17 protein-coding genes are annotated in these 20,954 nt (G+C 68.6%); 12 read left to right on the plus strand and 5 right to left on the minus strand.

Translation table 11 applies throughout. The annotated features are described in order from the left end of the window. Positions 1-23: 23 nt before the first annotated feature. From glf to ACFVDI_RS02260, 5 genes are all read left to right on the plus strand, one after another. On the plus strand, positions 24-1,217 hold the full coding sequence (gene glf, locus ACFVDI_RS02240; protein WP_378899832.1) for a UDP-galactopyranose mutase: 1,194 nt from the start codon (positions 24-26) through the stop codon (positions 1,215-1,217). Further along, positions 1,214-3,229, plus strand: coding sequence for a glycosyltransferase (locus tag ACFVDI_RS02245; protein ID WP_378899835.1), 2,016 nt, complete (start codon positions 1,214-1,216; stop codon positions 3,227-3,229). The genes glf and ACFVDI_RS02245 overlap by 4 nt, the downstream gene beginning before the upstream one ends. After that, the gene (locus ACFVDI_RS02250) at positions 3,213-4,112 is read left to right on the plus strand and encodes an ABC transporter permease (RefSeq protein ID WP_378899838.1); all 900 of its coding nucleotides are present in this window, start codon (positions 3,213-3,215) and stop codon (positions 4,110-4,112) included. Before ACFVDI_RS02245 ends, ACFVDI_RS02250 begins: the two co-directional genes overlap by 17 nt. Next, positions 4,109-4,906 (plus strand): ABC transporter ATP-binding protein, encoded by a 798-nt coding sequence (locus ACFVDI_RS02255; RefSeq protein WP_378899841.1) that lies wholly within the window; start codon positions 4,109-4,111, stop codon positions 4,904-4,906. The genes ACFVDI_RS02250 and ACFVDI_RS02255 overlap by 4 nt, the downstream gene beginning before the upstream one ends. 185 nt (positions 4,907-5,091) lie before the next feature. Next, positions 5,092-7,233, plus strand: coding sequence for an N-acetylmuramoyl-L-alanine amidase (locus ACFVDI_RS02260; RefSeq protein ID WP_378899844.1), 2,142 nt, complete (start codon positions 5,092-5,094; stop codon positions 7,231-7,233). A 493-nt stretch (positions 7,234-7,726) separates the two neighbouring features. Here ACFVDI_RS02260 and ACFVDI_RS02265 read toward each other — a convergent pair whose 3' ends face one another. Further along, on the minus strand, positions 7,727-8,434 hold the full coding sequence (locus ACFVDI_RS02265; protein ID WP_378899847.1) for a TIGR03089 family protein: 708 nt from the start codon (positions 8,432-8,434) through the stop codon (positions 7,727-7,729). Between the two features lie 23 nt (positions 8,435-8,457). On the opposite strand from ACFVDI_RS02265, the gene ACFVDI_RS02270 reads away from it, so the two are divergent. Continuing rightward, positions 8,458-9,534, plus strand: a complete 1,077-nt coding sequence (locus tag ACFVDI_RS02270) for a mannose-1-phosphate guanylyltransferase (protein ID WP_378899850.1) — start codon at positions 8,458-8,460, stop codon at positions 9,532-9,534. 138 nt (positions 9,535-9,672) lie between these two features. Here the strand turns inward: ACFVDI_RS02270 and ACFVDI_RS02275 are convergent, their stop codons facing one another. From ACFVDI_RS02275 to cofD, 3 genes are read right to left on the minus strand one after another with little or no spacing between them, the layout of a single operon-like run. Next, positions 9,673-10,455, minus strand: a complete 783-nt coding sequence (locus tag ACFVDI_RS02275; RefSeq protein ID WP_378899853.1) for a DUF3105 domain-containing protein — start codon at positions 10,453-10,455, stop codon at positions 9,673-9,675. A 41-nt stretch (positions 10,456-10,496) separates the two neighbouring features. Then, a complete protein-coding gene (cofE, locus tag ACFVDI_RS02280) occupies positions 10,497-11,462 on the minus strand; it encodes a coenzyme F420-0:L-glutamate ligase (RefSeq protein WP_378899856.1) in 966 nt (321 codons plus the stop codon). 8 nt (positions 11,463-11,470) lie between these two features. Further along, positions 11,471-12,484 (minus strand): 2-phospho-L-lactate transferase, encoded by a 1,014-nt coding sequence (gene cofD, locus ACFVDI_RS02285; protein WP_378899859.1) that lies wholly within the window; start codon positions 12,482-12,484, stop codon positions 11,471-11,473. 352 nt (positions 12,485-12,836) lie between these two features. Here cofD and ACFVDI_RS02290 point away from each other — a divergent pair, with 352 nt between their 5' ends. The 3 genes from ACFVDI_RS02290 to ACFVDI_RS02300 all read left to right on the plus strand — a co-directional run bounded on the left by ACFVDI_RS02290 (position 12,837) and on the right by ACFVDI_RS02300 (position 18,019). Beyond that, the gene (locus ACFVDI_RS02290; RefSeq protein ID WP_008361238.1) at positions 12,837-13,091 is read left to right on the plus strand and encodes a WhiB family transcriptional regulator; all 255 of its coding nucleotides are present in this window, start codon (positions 12,837-12,839) and stop codon (positions 13,089-13,091) included. Positions 13,092-13,280: 189 nt separating this feature from the next. Next, positions 13,281-16,187 (plus strand): glycosyltransferase, encoded by a 2,907-nt coding sequence (locus ACFVDI_RS02295; RefSeq protein ID WP_378899862.1) that lies wholly within the window; start codon positions 13,281-13,283, stop codon positions 16,185-16,187. Next, entirely contained in the window at positions 16,184-18,019 is a 1,836-nt protein-coding gene (locus ACFVDI_RS02300) for a DUF5719 family protein (RefSeq protein WP_378899865.1), read from the plus strand. The genes ACFVDI_RS02295 and ACFVDI_RS02300 overlap by 4 nt, the downstream gene beginning before the upstream one ends. A gap of 472 nt (positions 18,020-18,491) precedes the next feature. On the opposite strand, the gene ACFVDI_RS02305 is transcribed toward ACFVDI_RS02300, so the two are convergent. Further along, entirely contained in the window at positions 18,492-18,908 is a 417-nt protein-coding gene (locus ACFVDI_RS02305) for a metallopeptidase family protein (protein ID WP_378899868.1), read from the minus strand. Here ACFVDI_RS02305 and ACFVDI_RS02310 point away from each other — a divergent pair. From ACFVDI_RS02310 to ACFVDI_RS02320, 3 genes are read left to right on the plus strand one after another with little or no spacing between them, the layout of a single operon-like run. After that, entirely contained in the window at positions 18,907-19,359 is a 453-nt protein-coding gene (locus ACFVDI_RS02310) for a DUF3499 domain-containing protein (RefSeq protein ID WP_378899871.1), read from the plus strand. The two genes, ACFVDI_RS02305 and ACFVDI_RS02310, sit on opposite strands and share 2 nt — an antisense overlap. Before the next feature lie 19 nt (positions 19,360-19,378). Then, the gene (locus tag ACFVDI_RS02315) at positions 19,379-20,764 is read left to right on the plus strand and encodes a phosphomannomutase/phosphoglucomutase (protein WP_378899874.1); all 1,386 of its coding nucleotides are present in this window, start codon (positions 19,379-19,381) and stop codon (positions 20,762-20,764) included. Continuing rightward, entirely contained in the window at positions 20,764-20,952 is a 189-nt protein-coding gene (locus ACFVDI_RS02320) for a Trm112 family protein (protein ID WP_141795265.1), read from the plus strand. The genes ACFVDI_RS02315 and ACFVDI_RS02320 overlap by 1 nt, the downstream gene beginning before the upstream one ends. Positions 20,953-20,954 lie beyond the last annotated feature (2 nt).

Here is a 20,954-nt window from a genome sequence, read left to right on the forward strand (position 1 = left end):
ACAGAGACCTAGACTGAGCGATCGTGTCCTCCCCTGAAACCACTCCTGACCTCGTCGTCGTCGGCTCCGGCCTCTTCGGCCTCACCATCGCCGAGCGCGCCGCCTCCGAGCTGGACAAGAAGGTGCTCATCATCGAGCGCCGCCCCCACATCGGGGGCAACGCCTACTCCGAGTTCGACGAGGAGACCGGCATCGAGGTGCACAAGTACGGCACCCACCTCTTCCACACCTCCAACGAGAAGGTGTGGGACTACGTGCGGAAGTTCACCGACTTCACCGACTACAAGCACAAGGTCTTCGGCAAGTACAAGGGACAGGTCTACTCCCTGCCGATGAACCTCGCGCTGATCAACCAGTTCTTCGGGAAGTCGCACACCCCCGACGAGGCGCGCGCGCTGATCGCCGAGCAGGCCAGCGAGTTCAAGACCGAGGAGGCCCAGAACCTCGAGGAGAAGGCGATCTCGCTGATCGGCCGCCCGCTCTACGAGGCGTTCATCAAGGGCTACACCGCCAAGCAGTGGGAGAAGGACCCCAAGGAGCTGTCGCCGGACATCATCACGCGCCTCCCGGTCCGCTACACCTTCGACAACCGCTACTTCAACGACAAGTACGAGGGTCTGCCGGTCGACGGCTACACCGCGTGGCTCGAGCGGATGGCTGACCACCCGAACATCACGGTCATGCTCGACACCGACTTCTTCACGGTTGTCGACGACTACAAGGGCAAGGTCCCGATCGTCTACACCGGCCCGGTCGACGAGTACTTCGACTTCTCCGCCGGCAAGCTGTCGTGGCGCACCGTGGACCTCGAGTCCGAGATCCTCGACGTCGACGACTACCAGGGCACCGGCGTGGTCAACGCCAACGACCCCGAGGTCCCGTTCACCCGCGAGCTCGAGTTCAAGCACCTCCACCCAGAGCGTGCCGACCGCTACAAGCCGGGCAAGACCGTCGTCGTGAAGGAGTACAGCCGCTTCGCCCAGGAGGGCGACGAGCCGTACTACCCGATCAACACCGCCGACAACCGCGAGAAGATCCTGGTCTACCGCGACCTGGCCAAGAAGGAGCCGATGGTGCTCTTCGGTGGCCGCCTCGGCACCTACAAGTACCTGGACATGCACATGGCGATCGCGTCCGCGCTCACCATGTTCGAGAACAAGCTCCGTCCCCACTTCGAGGACGGCACCCCGCTCACCTCCGGAGGCGTTGACGAATGAGCGTGACCCGACTGCTCCAGCGGCAGATCCTGCCCCTGGACCGTGACTCCGACGTACTCCCGCTCTACGTCGATAACCAGGCTGCCATCCTCGACGCCGACAAGTACGAGGTCGGCTCCGACAAGACGGCCCAGGCGCTGAACAACGCCCAGATCCGCCAGTCGATCAACGACGGGACCCAGATCCACCCCGACCAGATCGAGTCGCGTACGGCGCTGCGGATCCTGAAGAGCGAGCGGCTCTCGCTCGGCACCTACTTCAACGCGTTCCCGGCCAGCTACTGGCGCCGGCACACCGTGGTCGACAGCGTGAAGCTGACCGTCGCTCTCCAGGGCCGTGGTGCGAGCGTCATCGTCTACAAGTCGATGGCCAACGGCCGCTCGCAGCGCGTCGATGCCGCCGACACCGGCACCAACCCCGAGGGCACCTTCACCTTCGACCTGCCGCTGAAGCCGTTCGTCGACGGCGGCTGGTACTGGTACGACGTGGTCGCCTCCGACGAGGACGCCGTCATCACCTCGGCCGAGTGGACCGCGGAGGTCCCCGACGACCGTGCCGAGCACGGCACCGTCGACATCTGCGTCACCACGATGAACAAGCCCGACTTCTGCGCCAAGCTGCTCGCGCAGATGGGTGAGGACGAGCAGCTGCGTCCCTACCTCGACACCGTCTTCGTGATGGAGCAGGGCACCAAGAAGGTCGTCGACGACGTCGAGTTCCCGGCGGCCGAGAAGGCTCTGGGCGACCTGCTGCACATCATCGAGCAGGGCAACCTGGGCGGCTCCGGCGGCTACGCGCGCGGTCAGCTCGAGTCGCTGCGCAAGGGCACCGCGACGTACGCTCTGATGATGGACGACGACGTCGTCTGCGAGCCCGAGGGCATCATCCGCGCGGTCACCTTCGGTGACCTGGCCAAGCGGCCGACCATCGTCGGCGGCCACATGTTCTCGCTCTACGCCAAGTCCCGCCTGCACTCCTACGGCGAGATCGTCCAGCCGTGGCGGTTCTGGTGGCAGTCGGCCCCGGGCGTCTTCGGCGACTGGGACTTCGGTGCCCGCAACCTGCGCTCGACCCGCTGGCTGCACAAGCGCGTCGACGTGGACTTCAACGGCTGGTTCATGTGCCTGATCCCGCGCAAGGTGATCGAGGAGATCGGGCTCTCGCTGCCGGTCTTCATCAAGTGGGACGACTCCGAGTACGGCCTGCGCGCCAAGGCGGCCGGTTTCCCGACCGTGTCGTTCCCGGGGGCGGCCGTGTGGCACGTCCCGTGGACCGACAAGAACGACGCGCTCGACTGGCAGTCCTACTTCCACCAGCGCAACCGCTTCGTCGCCGCGCTGCTGCACTCGATCTACGACGACGGCGGCCGGATGGTCACCGAGTCGTTCTCCCACCAGATCAAGCACCTGGTCTCGATGCAGTACTCGACCGTCCTGCTGCGCCACCAGGCACTGCTCGACGTGCTCGCCGGCCCTTCGATGCTCCACGAGACCCTCGCGACCCAGCTTCCCGCCGTACGTCAGATGGTCAAGGACTTCCCGGACGCGCAGCTCAAGGCCGACCGTGACGAGTTCCCGCCCGTGCGTCGCCACAAGCCGCCGCGCAAGGGCAAGGACGACACCGACGTGCCGACCAACCGCGAGGTCAAGCTGGCTGCGCTCAAGGCGCCGATCCGGCAGCTGATGAAGCCGCGCAAGCTCTCCACGGAGTTCCCCGAGGCCGAGCTCGCCGCGATGGACAACCAGTGGTACCGGATCACCAAGTACGACAGCGCCATCGTGTCGATGAACGACCAGCAGGGCGCTGCCTTCTACCGCCGCGACAAGAAGCTCTTCAACCAGATGCTGCGTGACACCATCAAGGTGCACCGTCAGCTCAAGCGTCGCTGGCCCAAGCTGGCCGAGGAGTACCGCTCCAAGCTGAGCGAGTTCACCTCGCCGGAGGCATGGGAGAAGACCTTCGAGCCGTGGAAGGTCGCTGAGGAGAAGGGGACCGATGGCAACCGGAGTTGATGAACGTCCCGTACGGATCGTGGACGCGCCGCTGGCACCGCCGGCGGAGAACCTCGGGCTGCTGTCGGTCTTCAAGCGCCGCTATCTGCTCAAGCTGCTGGTGCAGCGGGAGATCAGCGGCCGCTACTCCAACTCGATCCTCGGCGTCTTCTGGTCCTACATCAACCCGCTGACGCAGTTCTGCGTCTACTGGCTCTTCATGGGCAAGATCATGGGCGCGGACAAGGGGATGGAGTACTACCCGATCCACCTGTTCGCCGGGCTCGTCATCGTCCACTTCTTCACCGAGACCTTCGGTGCCGGCACTCGATCCCTGCTCGGCAACAAGGGTCTGCTGAAGAAGATGGCGATGCCGAAGGAGATGTTCCCGGTCGCCTCGATGCTGGTATCGCTCTACCACCTGGTGCCGGCGACCCTGATCCTGGTGGTCGTCTGCCTGCTGAGCGGGTGGACCCCGACGTGGGAGATGGTCCCGTCGTTCCTGCTCGCGCTCGGCATCGTGATGGCGCTCGGCACCGCTCTGGCGCTGGTCTTCAGCCTCGCGAACGTCTTCTTCCGGGACTTCGGCAGCGCGGTCAACATTCTCACCAACTACATCCGGTTCGGTGTGCCGATGATGTACCCGTTCTCCATGATCGAGGAGTTCCTCGGAGAGAAGTCCTGGATCTACCTGCTCAACCCGATCTCGGAGGCCGTCCTGCTCTTCCAGCAGGCGTTCTGGATCGGGGTGACGGACAACCCCGAGGCGACGGCCGCCAAGCATCTGCCCGAGAATCTGTGGACGTGGGGCTTGGGAGCGTTCGGGGGATCGTTGGTGCTGCTGGTGATCGCGCAGCTGATCTTCAGCAAGTACGAGAACAAGATTCCGGAGCGACTGACATGACCGCCGACTCGATCGTGGTGGACGGGGTCACCAAGAACTTCACGCTCCGCTACCACCGCAGCATCAAGGACATCACCGTCGCCAAGATCAAGGGGCAGGCGGTCTCCAACACCTTCAAGGCGCTGGACGACGTCACCTTCACGATCAAGCAGGGCGAGTCGGTCGGCCTGATGGGCCTCAACGGCTCCGGCAAGTCGACGCTGCTCAAGCTGATCAGCGGCGTGATGCGCCCAGACCAGGGCGTCGTGAAGACGCGTGGCCAGATCGCCGGCCTGATCGCGACAGGGGCGGGCTTCCACCCGCAGCTGTCGGGTCGGGAGAACATCTTCCTCAATGCGGCGATCTACGGGCTCTCCGCCGAGGAGACCGCCGAGATCTACGACGACGTGGTGCGCTTCGCCGAGCTCGGTGACCACCTCAACTCGCCGGTCGGCAACTACTCCTCGGGGCAGTACTCCCGGCTGGGGTTCTCCGTCGCCGTCCACATCGACTCCGACATCTTCCTCGCCGACGAGGTCCTCGCCGTCGGTGACAAGCCCTTCAAGAAGAAGTGCATGGAGAAGATGGAGGAGATCCGCGACAGCGGCCGCACCGTGGTCTACGTCAGCCACGCCGCCGGCTCGGTCAAGCGGATGTGCGACCGCGTCATCTGCCTGGAGAAGGGCCGCCTGGTCTTCGACGGCGACGTCGACGAGGGCATCGAATACCTCCACTACGGTGAGGACGACGCCAAAGGGTCGGCCAAGCTGAAGCAGCTCGAGGCCGCCGACAGTGCCCTGGGGGCCGAAGTCTGATCCTGCGACCAAGTCGCAGGGTCGCAACGCGAAGAGATCGAACCCGCGAAGCGGGTCGAGATCCCATTGCCCGGCACATGAGCCCGCGAGGAATTACAGACATGTAGTTCCTCGCGGGCTCTTCCGTCCTCTGTTGCTGATGTGAAAGATGTTCCCTGGTGTTACGGAACCAGGGGGATCCACGCATGATTTCGCAGGCTGAACAGGACGAGTCGAACGACGCTCAGCGTGCTCGGTCCCGCTACGTGGCCTCGACCCAGCAGTTGCTCGTGCTCGGGGTCGTCCTGGCCGCCCTGGTCCCGGCGAGCACCGTCGTCGACCTGAAGGTGGTCCGTCCTGGCGACGCCCCGGTCTCGGACAGCACGGTCGTGTCGGCCGCGGCCGAGGTGCCCGCGGACCCGGTCGATGCCCGCCTGAAGGAGATCTCGTTGACCGCGCCGCTGGCCAAGGGTCGTGAGTCCGGCCGTGGTGTGACCGGCCGGATCACCACGCAGGCCAGGAGGGCAGCCTCCGCCGCCGATGCGGTGACCGTCACCAGTCTCCCGCAGCCCGTGAACGGCTTCGGCACGGTCGGGCTCACCTGGGCGCCCGGCGCGGTCGTCCCGGAGGAGTCGGTCGGGGCGGACGTACGCACGTCGGTGGACGGGACGTGGAGCGACTGGCAGGCGTTGGACGTCCACGTCGACGACCACGCTCCTGACCCCGCGTCCGCAGAGGCCGCGGGGGCGCGGCCTGGAACCATGGAGGCGATCGTCGGCGAGGTCGAGCAGGTCCAGGCACGACTGCGTCTCAGCGGCGCCGAGGTCCCCGCCGACCTCCGGCTGGCGGTGATCACCCCTGGCGAGGCGAGCTCGACGCGCAGCGAGTCGCCCGAGATCGAGACCGGGGCCGACGACGCCCCGGAGGCGGCTGAGGAAGCCAGGGACGTCGAGGGTGCCGAGGGTGCTGAAGAGGGCGACGCGACGCTCTCGGCGGCTGCGTACACGCCCAAACCCAGCATCTACAGCCGTCGCCAGTGGGGCGCCGACGAGAGCGTGCGCGAGGCCGGCCCGCCCGACTATCACGAGGTGCGCGGTGGGTTCGTTCATCACACCGTCAACACCAACTCCTACACCAGGGACCAGGTGCCCGGAATCATCCGGAGCATCTACACCTTCCACGTGCAGAGCCGCGGCTGGCGCGACATCGGCTACAACTTCCTGGTCGACAAGTTCGGCCGGATCTGGGAAGGCCGCTACGGCGGCGTCGACCGCCCCGTGGTCGGGGCCCACACGTCGGGCTACAACAGCTACAGCTTCGGGGCCTCCGCGATCGGCAACTTCGACAACGTCGCGCCCCCGAGCGCACTGGTGAACGCCTTCGGCACCCTCTTCGCGTGGAAGCTCTCGCTGCACGGCGTACGCGGCAACAAGGGCTCCACCAGGATCGGCGACCGCACCTTCGCGCACGCGATCATGGGACACCGCGACGCCGGCTCCACCGCATGCCCGGGGCGCTACCTCTACGCCCAGCTGAGCACGATCCGCTCGCAGGCGGGCTCGAAGCAGGCGAGCTGGGCCGCACGGGAGCTGCAGTCGCAGATCAGCGGCCGTGGTTACCCCGACCTGGTCGCGCGGAGGGCCTCCGACAAGCGGATCGTGGTGATCCGCACCGACGGCAACGCCCGCTTCGGTACGCCGCGGGCGACCAACCTGATCGGCGGCAGCTCGGCCACGCTGATGAATGCCGGTGACTGGGACCGCGACGGCGACGGCGACATCCTGATCCGGCACACCGACGGGACGATCCGGGTCTACCGGGGCAACGGCACCGAGACCTTCGCCGCGGGCGTCATCATCGGGCGCAACTTCGACTCGCTCGCGGTACTCGATGTCGTCGGCGACATCACCGGCGACGGCTGGCCCGACCTCCTGGGCAAGCACCCCACCGGCGAGATCCGGGTCTGGCCCGGGCACGGCACCGGTGCGCTGGGTGGCTCCTACCGGATGCGCAGCGCGGTGAGCGGTTCGACCCAAGTCATCGGAGCGGGCCGCTTCTACGCCGACGACGGCTCACCGGAGGCGATCTTCAGGGTCTCGAACAAGCTGCTGATCTTCCGCACCAACGGTCCCGGTGGCCTGACCACCTACTCCGACCCCGGCATCGACACCAGCGCCTTCGACTTCATCCTCGCGACCAAGGACCTGCGCGGTGCCTCCACGGGCGGCGACCTGCTGCTGCGTCGCAAGTCCGACGGGATGTGGTTCGCCTACGAGCACAACCAGAGCGGTGGCTGGGACCGGAAGTCACAGATGGGCGTCATGCGGGGCTACGACCAGGTCGGATAGCGCATGTCACGGACGTTATCGCGGAAATTCCGAGCATTTCATGGACAGCGTCCGTTAGATGTGTCTAACGTGTTTTTCAGCGAGTTTGCGGCAGGGAGGACGCAACACGCTTCTCTGCCGATCACCGGCTCGCATTTCTAGGGTTTCTCGGGAACTTGGAAAGGAGTCTGCTCATGTCTGATCCCGGCATCATCGAGGCGATCATCCAGGCGGTGATCGATTTTCTGAACAGCCTGTGACCCGCCCAAGATGCCTCGCAGCGCGGCGGGCGGCGCCTTCGATCGACTACGGAGTCCCAGGACAGCTCACCCCTTCCTCGAGTCCGTAGGGCGCCGCACCACCGCACTTGTCGGGCGTCCTGTCGGTGCCGGCCCGGATTACGAATCCAGGGCTGGCGCCGATTCATCGTTGTCGGGGCAGCCTGAATTCAGCGGAGGATATCCGCGTGAGAAATGGCGTTATCGAGTGCCGATAACCATGCGGTGTGGAGAGATCACGCGCGCTCCGGGAAATGCGTTGCGCGCTCGTTCGAGGCGAGGGCATCGAGCCGGTCCTCGGTCGCGTTGGCGACCAGCACCAGCGAACCGCCTCCCGCAAGCAGGCCGGCCAGGAGGTCGGTGCCGGGCGGTGAGGCCGGAGGGACGGTCGTGAGCAGTCGCGCGCCGCTCCCGTCGCCCCCGAGCAGGTCCGCGTGGCTCGTCTCGACGCCGGCCCACGAGGTGGCGGCGTCGTCCGCGGCCGGCGGGTCCCAGGGCGTGAAGGCGTCGGGCTGCCCCCAGACCTCGATGCCGACGTCGTGCACGCCCTGCGGGAGCGGGTCGGCGAAACGTACGCCGAACGGCAGCAGGGAGCAGGCCAGCGTCGGCCGCTTCCCGGCGCTGTCCGCCCAGGCCGGCAAGGTGTCGGGGCCGCAGACGACGGCATCGGGACTCTCGGAGTCGGTGACGACGAGCCCGGTGTTCCAGGCGGCACCGAGGAACACCGCGGCCAGCCAGTGGGTGGGCAGGTCGATACGGATGCTGTCGCCCCGCTCGAGGCCGTGCTCGTCGAGGAGCAGGCCGGAGGCCTTGGCCACCCAGTTGGCGTACGTCGCCGTCGACAGCTCCTGGCGCTCGCCACTGGCCTCGTCGTAGAAGGTCACCAGTGGACCGCCGGGGTTGTTCCGCAGGGCTCGGGCGAGGGTCTCGGGAAAGCTGGTCACGTCGAAACTCTAAGGTGTGCGGCATGACGTTCTGGGCAGTGATCCCCGCCGGCGGTGCAGGCACCCGGCTGTGGCCGCTCTCGCGGTCCTCGGAGCCGAAGTTCCTGCGTGACCTGACCGGCCACGGACGTACGCTCCTGCAGGAGACCTACGACCGTCTCGAGCCCGTCTGCGACGGCATCATGGTGGTGACCGGCGCGGTCCACGAGCGGGCGGTGTGCGAGCAGCTGCCGGAGGTGCCGCACGACGCGATCCTGGCCGAGCCGAGCGGGCGTGACTCGATGGCCGCGATCGGCCTGGCCGCGGCCTTCCTGGAGCGGCGCGACCCGGACGCGGTCATGGGCTCCTTCGCCGCCGACCACGTGATCCGCAACGTCGACAACTTCCACGAGACCGTACGCAGCGCCGCGGCCGTCGCCGCGGACGGCTGGCTGGTGACGATCGGGATCTCACCGACCTTCGCCTCGACCGCGTTCGGCTACATCGCCGAGGGCGAGCAGCTGGACGGCCACCCGGGCGCCTACCTGGTCGACGAGTTCGTCGAGAAGCCGTCGGCAGAGGTCGCCGCCGGCTATCTCGCGACCGGTCGCTACCGGTGGAACGCCGGGATGTTCGTGGTCCGCCCCACCGTGCTCCTCGACCTGCTCGCAGAGTCGGACCCCGGCTTCACCGACCGGCTGCGGGCCATCGCCGCCGAGCCGTCGAGACTCGAGGAGCTGTGGGAGACGCTGCCGAAGATCGCGGTCGACCACGCGGTCGCGGAGCCGGCCGCGGCTGCGGGGAAGGTCGCGACGGTCCCCGCCGACCTCGGCTGGGACGACATCGGCGACTTCGACTCGCTCGCGACGCTGCTCCAGGCTGCGACCACCGCCTCACCCGAGGGCCCCACGATCCTGGGTGACGACACCCTCGTCCACGCCTTCGACTCCACCGGACTGGTCGTGCCTCACTCCGGCCGCACGATCGCCCTCATCGGCCTCGAGGACATCGTCGTGGTCGACACCGAGGATGCCGTCCTGGTCACCACCCGTGCTCACGCCCAGCAGGTCAAGAAGATCGTCGCCGCCCTCAAGGACTCCGACCGCACCGACCTCACCTGAGCGGCGACTCCGTCGGTCGACACGGATTCGTTCGTTCCTCACGAATCCGGCTCGACCAGCGGCGGCTCGACCAGCGGGAACGAGAGACGGCCGCCTCCCCGAAGGGAGACGGCCGTTTCGTACGTCCTGGGGACGGGATCACATGGCCTGGGCCTCAGGGCTGGAGGTGTAGGGGTACTTCTGCATGAAGTCCTTGATCGCCTCGCCGGAGACGCTCTCGCAGTACTGGAAGACACCCTTCTGGGTGGAGGCCTCGGTCGGGTTGGCCGGGTCGGCGGACCAGTGGGTGAGGGCGATGTGGGTGCCCGAGGGGAACTCGGTCTTCTTGTCGCCGGCGACCGCGGTCTCCTTGGCGTCCGCAGCAGTCCACGGAGCCGCGATGAACTTGTAGCGGAAGTTGGAGGTGCCGGCGAACTTGTCACCGATCGCGCGGAGCGTGTTCAGCTCGTCCTCGGAGACGGTGTCGTCGTACCACACGATCGTGTAGCCGTGCTCGAGGTTGTGCACCAGCGCCTCGAGGTCGGGACGGTCGGCCGCGGTGTAGAACTTGCGCGACATGTCGGCCGGCGCGACGTTGGCCTCGTTCCAGTGCGGGCCGAAGGCCGGGGGAGCAGTGGTGTAGGTCTGCTCGGTGCCGGTGGCGATGTGGTTCTGGTTGCCGTCGGCGGCCATCTCGGTGACCTTCTGGCAGCCGGCGGCCTTGGTGCTCTTGCCGATGTCCTGCAGTGCGACGTCGTCGTACTTGCTGGTCTTGAAGAAGTCCGTGATCGGACCCCACGCGGCGGCACCCACGATCACGAGGGCGATGACTACGCAGACACCGACGATCGCCGCACCACGGACGCGCTCGGCGCGGCCCTGCTTCTTGCGGATGTCGTTGATGACCGCACGGCGGTCTTTGTTGAGCGACTTGTTGGCCACTGTTCGGCGTACCTCGGGTCTTTTGTCGGGACGCGCAGATTCTAGGTGGTCAGTGGTAGCAGAAGGGAAGTTGCCCCGTGATTAATCTTCGCGCGCTCGCATCGCCAGCCGTGCGCGAAGGCGAGCGCGGCGACCACCGCAGGGTCGCCGCCCTCCACCCGGAGCCCGTCCCCGTGCGCCACAGGAGCGGTCCCGGTGACCTCGGTGACGGCCGCGGAGAGCTCCTCGACGCTCGCCGGAGCACCGAACGGTGCCTGGTCCTCGGCGGCACCCTTCAGGGCGCGTACGACGGCTTCCCTGGCCCCGAAGCCGAAGAAGTCGGACCCCTCGGGGCGGATGAGCGCGCTCGCTCCCGGCCCGTCGTCACCGGGCTCACGGACCAGGTCGGCGCGGCCGCGCAGGACCGCGAACGGCCGCGCGCCCAGCTTGCCCTGGGAGATCTCGGCCGCCGAGGCGATCTCGTCCACGACGGCCGGTGCGGTGACGACGAGGTCGTTGCCGTAGGCGTCGACCTGGCCGGCGAAGCTCTCCAGCACCTCGAGCCCGGCGGCACCGATCGCGATGTCGGTCTGACCGTCGCGCCAGGCCCGCCCGGCGGTGTCGGTGATGATCACGCCGACGTTCGCGCCGGTGCGGTCGCGGAGCGTGGCGCGCAGGGCACGAGCGGACGCGTCCGGGTCCAGCGGCAGCAGCACGATGTGGCCGGCCTCGACGTTGGAGGCGTCGATCCCGGCGGCGGCCATCGTCAGTCCGAGCCGGCTGCGTACGATCTGGGTCGGCCCGCGCCGGGCCACCACGCGGGTCGTCTCGCCGGGGAGCGCGTCGTCGCGGATCCCCTCCCGCACCTGCCCCTCGGCCTTGGAGACCACCTTCGAGGTGACCACCACGATGTCGCCGTCGGCCAGGTCGGAGTCGAGGGCGTCGAGAAGCAGCGCAGCGAGGTCGTCGCCCTTCCGCACCTCGGGGACGCCGTCGGGCGCGGTGACGGTGATTCCCCTTCCGGACATGGGCCCCGTCACCGGGCCACCAGCTCGACCGCGGCGGCAGCGATGTCGGCGGTCGCGTCCTCGGACGACATCCACAGCGGCACGGCGGCCGTCTTCAGCCCGGAGTCGGTGAGGGCGGGGAGCGCGGCGGCGTCGGCGGTGTCGACCAGCCAGCCGTCGAGAATCCCGCCGGAGCCCCGCGTCCCATAGTGCAGACCGACTCCGGCGGCGGTCGCGTCGACTCCGATGGCGGCCAGCATCTGCTCCGCCATGCCGCGTACGTGGTGACCACTGATGATCGGCGAGATCCCCACGACCGGGGCAGAGGTGGCGACCAGGCCCTCCCGGATCCCGGGCACTCCGAGGATCGTCCCGACGGAGACGACCGGGTTGGACGGGGGCAGGATCACCAGGTCGGACTTCAGCAGCGCGTCCATCACCCCGGGACCCGGCTTCGACTCGTCCTGACCCACGAAGATCAGCTTCTCGACGGGGACGCCGGCCCGGAGGCGCACCCAGTATTCCTGGAAGTGAACGACCGAGAGACCGCTGGGTGAATTCTCGTCCTTGACCGCCACATGGGTCTCGACACGGTCGTCGGTCATCGGTAGCAGCCGCACCCGCTCGTCCCATACAGGCTTCAGCCAGCGTTCGCACAACGCGGCGGTGACCTGCGACAACGGAAACCCGGCCTCGAGCATCTGGGTGCGCACGAGGTGGGTGGCGATGTCACGGTCGCCGAGGCCGAACCAGGTGCCGGGCACGCCGTAGGCCTCGAGCTCCTCCTTGATCGACCAGGTCTCGGCCTTGCGGCCCCAGCCGCGCTCGTGGTCGAATCCGTTGCCAAGGGTGTACATCACCGTGTCGAGGTCGGGGCAGACCTTGACACCGTGCATCCAGAGATCGTCGGCGGTATTGGCGATCACGGTGACCCGGGCATCTTCCCTAATGCCTGGGACGCGGCCGGCAGAGATGCCGTGGAGGAGCCCGGAGATGAACTTCGAGCCACCATGGCCGCCGGAGAGAACGGTGATGTCACGCATGGTCCTAGCCTCTCAGACGAGGGCCAGCACCCCTGCTCCAGCCGGTGCGGAAAGCCTGTGTTAGTGCAGCCCTAGCAGATTTGAGGGTTGACTTGTGGCACCGACAGGCATGTAATTTCATCAGTGTGATTCGAAACTGAACCGGGGACCGTCAGCGCTGGAGACAGCGCCAGGAAATCTCGGGAAAATTTCGAACAGGAACTGCATCAAAACCTCGACCTCGGTCGTAACAGAGGCAGTTCCCGCAAAAAACGGGGGGATCGGTTACCTGCCGATGGCGTGAGGTGACTGGCCCGAATTGGGGTCACGGTCCCGAAAACAAGCTGAATAGGGTCGAAAGGTCGGAAAGACGATGAGAGAGCTGTTTCTCCTCGAGCCGGACACCGACGAAGGGGGCTGGCAGGAGCGCGCCCTGTGCGCGCAGACGGATCCGGAGGCGTTCTTCCCTGAGAAGGGTGGATCGACTCGGGAGGCCAAGAAGGTCTGCCAGACCTGCGAGGTGCGCCAGGACTGCCTTGAGTCTGCTCTGGGCAACGACGAGCGCTTCGGAATCTGGGGTGGACTCTCCGAGCGGGAGCGCCGCAAGCTGAAGAAGCGCGCAGTCTGAGGCAATAACCAAGCACGAGCCAGCAAGGCCCGGACCGTCAAGGTCCGGGCCTGCTGTCTTGTTCTGCCCATTGCTCCGCAATCCACGTCGCAGAGCCCATCGGGGCGCCGATCATGCCCAGGGGGAGATGGCCGATCGCTCGACAGGTCCATTCGGTCTATCACCAGATGGGCACTAGGGTTGCCGATCGTGCAAGCGTCGGTCGCCCTCGTCCTCGTCTCTCATAACGGCGCCGGCTGGCTTCCGACCGTCATCGACGGGATCCGGAACCAGCAGGCTCCGGTGAGCTTTGCCGTCACGATCGACACCGGCTCGACCGACAGGTCGGTGGAGATCCTCGAGGAGACCTTCGCCCAGGTCGTCCAGATGCCCGCGTCGACCACCTTCGCGGACGCGGCGAACGAGGCGCTGGCGATCCTGCACCAGGCGGCCCAGCCGCCGGAGTGGATCTGGTTCCTCCACGACGACTCGACCCCCGACCCGCATGCCCTGGCCACGTTGCTCAACGCCGCCGCGGAATACCCGGAGGCCGACATCCTCGGCCCCAAGATCCGCGAGTGGCCCTCGCTGCGGCGGATGCTCGAGCTCGGCGTCTCGATCTCCGTCACCGGAAACCGCGAGACCGGCCTGGAACGCGGCGAGTACGACCAGGGCCAGCACGACGAGGTACGCCGCGTCCTGGCCGTCAACACCGCCGGCATGCTGATCCGCCGCGAGGTCCTCGAATACCTCGGCGGCTTCGACAAGCACCTCCCGGTGCTCGGCACCGACATGGACCTCGGGTGGCGGGCCGCCAACGCCGGCTTCACGACCATCGCCGTGCCGGACGCGGTCGTCTTCCACGTGGAGGCGGCCCACCGCGGCGTACGCAAGACCCAGCTGACCGGGCGACGGATCCACTACCAGGAGCGACGGGCGGCGCTCTACACCCTGCTCGTCAACGGCCGTCCGGGCACCTTGGCGCTGTGGATGGTCAGGTTCTTCTTCCAGACCCTGTGGCGGATGCTCGGCTTCGTCCTCGTCCGTGACCCCGGGGCTGCCCTCGACGACCTGGCCGCGCTGGGCTGGATCTATGGTCACGCCGGTCAGATCGCGCTCGCCAAGCGGAGCCGCCGGAAGCAGGCGCACGCCGACAAGGAGACCGTCAAGGCGCTGCTGCCTCCGCCGTGGCTGCCCTACCGGCACGGCCTCGACTTCGTCTCCGACGTCGCCACCGCGGTCACGCTGCAGGCCTCCGACATCGCCGAACGACGCCAGATGGCACAGGCCGAGGCCGATCCCGCCTCGTTCGCCGCCAAGCGTCAGGCCGAGCGGGCCCAGCTGGAGGAGGACGAGATCCCGGCCGAGACCGGCTGGCTGGTGCGTCTGTTCACCAACCCGGTCGCGGTGCTCCTGGTCCTCGTCGGCGTCCTCGGCGTGATCGGGGCCCGCGCGGCGCTCGGCGGGGTCGCCGGCAGCGGCCTCGGCCCCACGCCCCAGAACGTGGGCGACTGGTGGCAGCTGCAGTTCCAGTCCTGGCACGCGATCTCGCAGGGCACCGGCGTGCCGGCACCGCCGCACGTCTTCCCGCTGGCGGTGCTCGCCACGTTCCTCGGTGGCAACCCGAGCCTGGCGGTCACTGCCGTGATGCTGCTCAGCTTCCCGATCGCGCTCGGCGGCGCCTGGCGGCTGCTGCGGGTCGCGGGCCGGCTGATCAGCCACCTCGGCGCCCCGCGCTGGCTGCTGCTGTGGGGTGCGACTGCCTACGCGCTGGTTCCCTACGTCAGCGGTGCCTTCGGCGACGGCCGCATCGGTGCGGTCGTGGTCGGCGCGCTGCTGCCCTGGCTGGCCCACGCTGCGCTCGGGTTCAGCGACCCCGTCGCCGACCGCCGCTGGCGGGCCGGCTGGCGCACCGGTCTGCTGCTGACCATCATCACCGCGTTCGCGCCGATGGCCTTCCTCGTCGCGGCGGTCTTCGCGGCCGTCATCTTCATCGCCGTACGCCAGCTGATGCCCGCCGTGCTCAGCGACCGCGACCAGTGGGGGCCGCCGACCGCGGCCATCGCGACACCGGTCGCCCTGCTGATCCCGTGGTGGCTGCCGCTGATCTTCTCCGGCGGGTGGGCCGGGCTGCTGCTCGACCCGGGCCGGCTGCCGGCCCCGGCCGCGGGCGGCTTCGACCTGCTCGTGGGCCGTCTGACCGGACTCGACGGCGCGGACCTCGGTGCCCCGTGGTGGCTGGGTCTGGCGCTGCCGCTGCTGGCGGTGCTTGCGCTGATCCCCAGCCGCACCCGTATCCCGGTCCTGGTCTGCTGGATCGGCGCGGTCGCGACGGCCGTCGTGACGATGCTGCTGTCCTGGATCCCGGTCCAGCTCGACGCCGGCATCGCCCGGGTCGGCTGGGGCTTCCCACTGGTCGCCATCCAGGGCTTCGCCGTGGTGGCTGCCGTGCTCGGGGCCCAGGGCGCCATCCTCGACGGGCTGAGCGGGCTGCGGAAGATCATGGTCGGCGCGGCTGCCGCGGTTGCCGGGGTGGCTGTCGTCGGCAGCCTCGGCTGGTTCGTCTACGCCGGTTCCGGGGACCTCACCGACAACACCCGGGCCCTCGGCCACACGGGCGTGCCTTCCTACATGCTCGACCCGACCTCGACCACGCTCGGACCCGAGGACGGCGTCCTCGTGCTGCGCGGCTCGGTCGACGAGGGCATCCGCTATGCCGTGCTGCGCAACGACGGGATCACCCTCGGCGAGGACGAGATCGCTCAGGTCGCCGGCGGCTCCGACGAGCTCACCGGGGTCGTACGCCGCCTGGCCGCCGATCCCGACGACGCGGTGATCGGCGACCTGGCCGCGCAAGGTGTGGCCTACATCGTGATGCCCGGTCCGGCCGACTCCTCGGTCGCCGAGGGGATCGATGCCTCCGGCTCGGTGACCCAGGCGAGCACCGTCGAGCGCTCGACGCGTGCCTGGCTGCTCGACTCCGAGCCGAGCGACCCGGGTGTGACCGAGTCGCCGTCCATCATCCGTACGATCCTGTTGGTCCTGGCCGGGATCGGGCTGTTCGTGGTCCTGGTCCTGTGCCTGCCGACGCTGATCCAGAGGAGGGAGTCGGCATGAGCCATTCACGTGAGCCCTACGACCGCTCGCACGAGCCGCAGGCCGACGACGTCCACGGCCAGGAGCCGTGGATGCTGGACCCCTACGCCGACCCCTACGCAGTGGGCCAGCCGGCGCCGGAGGGATACACCCCGGAGCAGCTCTACGCCCAGGAGCCCTACGTGCCCGGCCCGGAGACGGGACAGATGCTCGCCCAGACGGGCTACCCACCGGCGTACGAGGGCGAGTATCAGACCGGTGACTACCAGACCGGCGGCTACCAGACCGATGATCTCCAGGGTGCCTTCGAGCCGGAGTTCGAGGCCTGGCCGACCGCCGACGAGATGCGGATGGGCGAGCCGGAGCCGGAGCGCGCGAAGGGCGGTCGGATGGCGGCTGCTGCCGCCGCAGCGGCCGCTGCGCGACCTCGGCTGCGCCGCGTACGCAGGCAGCGCGGGCGACGCCTCGACAACACCGCTCTGGTGGCTCTCGGCCTGATCGGCGCGATGGCCGTGGCGCTGCTGCTCAACCGTCCCCACCAGTGGGAGCAGCCGACGCTCGCCGCAGACAGCAGCGCGCCGAAGGCGGCCACCGTGGTGTGTCCCGGCAAGCCGAAGTCGGGACAGGATCAGCTCTCGGTCACCAACGCCGCCGACGGCTCCGGTGAGGTCTCGCTCAGCGGCCCGGGCGCGGGCAAGGGTGCCCAGACCGCCGCGGCCCCGGGCAAGGTGACCGCCGCATCCGTCAAGCCCGGCTCGGTCGTCATCAAGGCGGGCAAGGAGGTCGCCCCCGGCCTGGTCGCCGGACGCTCGACGGCCAAGCCGCTCGCGGCGACCGGCTGCGTCGCTCCGCAGGCCGAGGCATGGTTCCCCGGCGTCGGCGCCGGCGCCACCCACAACTCGGTCCTCGAGCTCACCAACCCCAACAGCGGCGCCGCCACCGTTGACATCTCGCTCTACGACGAGAAGGGCGTGGTGGCGGTCCCCGAGGACCTGCGCGGCGTGGCGATCCCCGGCAACACCACCCGCACCTTCGACCTGCTGCACGTGATCCCGCGCAAGGGCGAGCTGTCCCTGAAGACCACGGTCGTACGCGGCCAGGCCGGCGTGATGGTGCGTGACCGCGCCGTCGCGCTCGAGACAGGCGCCACGAAGGAGGACTACTTCCCGGGGCAGTCGACGCCGGCCGAGACCAACCTGCTGGTCGGCTACCCCAACAACTCCGCGAGCCGCACGCTCACCGTCGTCAACCCGGGTGACGCCCAGGTCAGCGCCGAGCTGCGCCTGCTCACGCCGAAGAACGTGCTCACCCCGGAGGGTGCTCCGGAGATCAGCGTGCCGCCCAACGGACAGGCGCAGGTCGACCTGACCAAGCTGCTCGGCAAGGACAGCGCCGACGACGCCTACGGCGTGGAGATCGTCGCCACCGGCCCGGTCACCACCGCGATGCGCTCGGTCGACCGCGGCGACGTCGCGATCACCACGGCCACCGAGACCATCTCGAAGGCGACCGCGGTGGTCGTCCCGGCCGGCCCCGGCGTCGGTAAGAAGCGGGTCGTGATCGCCGGCCCGGTCGCCAAGACCGGGGGCAGCGGCACCGTCAAGGTCGTCCCGATGACCGCGAAGGGCAAGGCCCTCAAGGCCAAGTCCGTCGAGGTCGGCCCCGGGCTGGGTGCCGAGATCGACGTGCCCGCGGAGGCCGCGCTGATCCAGCTCGTACCCGAGGGTGTCGAGGTCAATGCCGCCGTCGTGATGAGCGGGGAGGGCGATGCGGTCGTACCGTTCCGTCCGCTGCGCTCGGAGGTACGCACCGCCGGGGTTGCTCCTGGGTTGCCGTTGCCGTTGAATCCCTGAGGTCTTCTTTCGGCTCGCAGTTGGCTGCTGTGTGTTGTGGTGGGTGTTTGCCGCCGACCCTTTCGGGGAGGGTGTTCTCAGCGGCGTCCGGAGTAGGTGAACGAAGTTTCGTTCGCTACGGTTGCCGTCGCCCGGGGGTGGCTCGGTGCGTGAAAGAAATCTTTCTTTCACCGGGGGAGCGCCTACTTGTCCTGGGGAATGAATTTTCGTTCACCGTGGTGCGTCCGCCTCTCGAGGAGCGACTGGCACGCGGCCACACTGGCCGCCGCCCCTGATAGCCAGCCAAATCTTTCTCGACATGGTCCGGTGTCAAGGACCGCGCAAGCGGCCGGCGAAGCCGGCGGCCGCAGGCCGTCCTTGACTCCGGGGCAGGTCGAGAAACACTGTGAGGACAGGGTCGGCGGCCCAGACCAGCCCCAGAATCTCAGCACCTATGGGCGGCCGGTTAGAACGGGACGGCTCGCCCGCGCCCTCAGGGCTGATAACGCGGATCGACATCCTCGGCATCGATCCCGAGCAGGTCCGCGACCTGCTCGACCACGACCATGAGCACCATCGCCTCGACCTCGGACCGGGTCTGGCAGCGGTGCTCGATCGGCCGCCGGTAGATCACCAGGCGCGCCGGGTCGGCGCCGGCGCCGCGCTCCAGCGACCCGAGCGGGATGTGGTCGTCGACGGTCCAGTCCTTGGGGATGTCGGGCGACTCCTCGACGGCGTACTCGATCAGGCCCAGCCGTGACTGCCAGCGACCGTCGATCTCGGTGACGATCGCGAGCGCGATGTCGTCGAAGCGCTCGCGCCGGGTGCGCAGGACCGGCACCTTCGGGTCCGTGGGGACGGCGATCGGGCCGCGGCGCCCACGGCCGTGTCGATCCCTGTGGCTGGTCATGTACGCGAGCCTAACTGCGCGGCTGGCGTCAGGGGAGTACGGTTCACTCGTGACTGCTCGTCGTTGTTCGCGTACCGCCTGCCAGCGCCAAGCCGTCTGCACGCTCACCTATGTGTACGCCGACCAGACGGCCGTTCTCGGCCCGCTGGCCACCTATGCCGAGCCGCACGCCTACGACCTGTGCGAGGAGCACGCCGAGCGCCTCTCCGCGCCCAGGGGCTGGGAGGTCGTCCGGCTGGCTCGTGAGCCCGTCGACCCGCAGCCGAAGGGCGACGATCTGCTCGCGCTGGCCGATGCCGTCCGTGAGGCCGCCCGGCCGCCCGCGCCCGCCCCGCGAAGTCCCGCCCGCGCGCCCGGGCAGGACGACGTCGAGGATCCCGGATCGGGCGACGGCCAGCCCCGCCCCGGCGGCACCCGCCGCGGCCACCTCCGCGTGCTGACGTCCGAGTAGGACGACTAGAGTTCCGGACATGCCGGAGAGAGTCGACCCCGACGTCGCCAGCGCCGTGTTCAAGGCGTACGACGTGCGTGGCACCGTCCCTGACCAGATCGACGAGAACCTCGCCCGACTCGCCGGGCGGGCCTTCGTGCACGTCGTCGGCGCCCGCGGCGGCGAGATCGTCGTCGGCCACGACATGCGCCCCAGCTCGCCGGCGCTCTCCGGAGCCTTCGCCGAGGGCGCGACCGAGGCCGGTGCCGACGTCACGATGATCGGACTGGCCTCGACCGACGAGCTCTACTTCGCCTCCGGCCACCTCGGCCTGCCGGGTGCGATGTTCACCGCCAGCCACAACCCGGCGCAGTACAACGGCATCAAGCTGTGCCGGGCCAACGCGGTCCCGGTCGGTGCCGAGAGCGGGCTCGACGAGATCCGCGACCTGGTCATCTCCGGGGCGGCCCCGGTCGCTCAGGTCGCCGGCAGCATCAGCGAGACCGACGTGCTCGAGGCGTACGCAGCCCATCTGCTCTCCCTCGCCCCGGTCAAGGGCCGCAGGCTCACGATCGTCGCCGACGCCGGCAACGGAATGGCGGGCCACACCGCGCCCGCGGTCTTCGGTCGTCTGGGTGAGGAAGCCGTTGAGCTGATCCCGATGTACTTCGAGCTCGACGGCACCTTCCCCAACCACGACGCCAATCCGCTCGACTCGACCACGCTGGTCGACCTGCAGGCCAAGGTGCGCGAGACCGGCGCCGACGCCGGCCTGGCCTTCGACGGCGACGCCGACCGCTGCTTCCTGGTCGACGAGCGGGGCGAGGTGGTCAGCCCGAGCGCGATCACCGCCCTGATCGCCGAGCGTGCCCTCGCTCAGGAGCCGGGCGCCACCATCATCCACAACCTGATCACCTCCCGCGCGGTCCCCGAGATCGTGACCGAGCTCGGCGGCACCCCGGTACGCACCCGGGTCGGCCACTCCTACATCAAGGCCGTGATGGCCGAGTCCGGCGCCGCCTTCGGGGGTGAGCACAGCGGTCACTTCTACTTCCGCGACTTCTGGCGCGCCGACTCCGGCATGCTCGCCGCGCTGCACGTCCTCGGTGCCCTCGCCGAGACCGGCGAGCCGCTGAGCGAGCTGCTGGCTGCGTACGCCCGCTACCCGATGAGCGGCGAGATCAACTCCACCGTCCCCGACCAGGCCGCCACCGTGGCCGAGATCGAGAGAGCGTACGCCGGCCGCGACGGTGTCACCCTCGACAAGCTCGACGGGCTGACCCTCTCCCACGCCGACTGGTCCTTCAACGTCCGCGCCTCCAACACCGAGCCGCTGCTGCGGCTCAACGTCGAGGGCAAGGACACACTCACCATGGAGCGCGTGCGCGACGAGGCGCTCGCGATCATTCGAAAGGAATCTGACTGATGAGCGCCCTAGGCCTGAGCGAGAAGCTGCTCGAGATCATCGTCTGCCCGCAGTGCCACGGCGATCTGCTGCCCGTCGAGGCTGACAGCGAGCTGGTCTGCCAGGGGGAGTGCGGCCTGGCCTATCCCGTACGCGACGGCATCCCCGTCCTGCTCATCGACGAGGCCCGACCGACCAAGAGCGAGTGAGG

Origin of the sequence: Nocardioides sp. NPDC057767 (assembly GCF_042798275.1) — a bacterium.
GTDB lineage: Bacteria > Actinomycetota > Actinomycetes > Propionibacteriales > Nocardioidaceae > Nocardioides.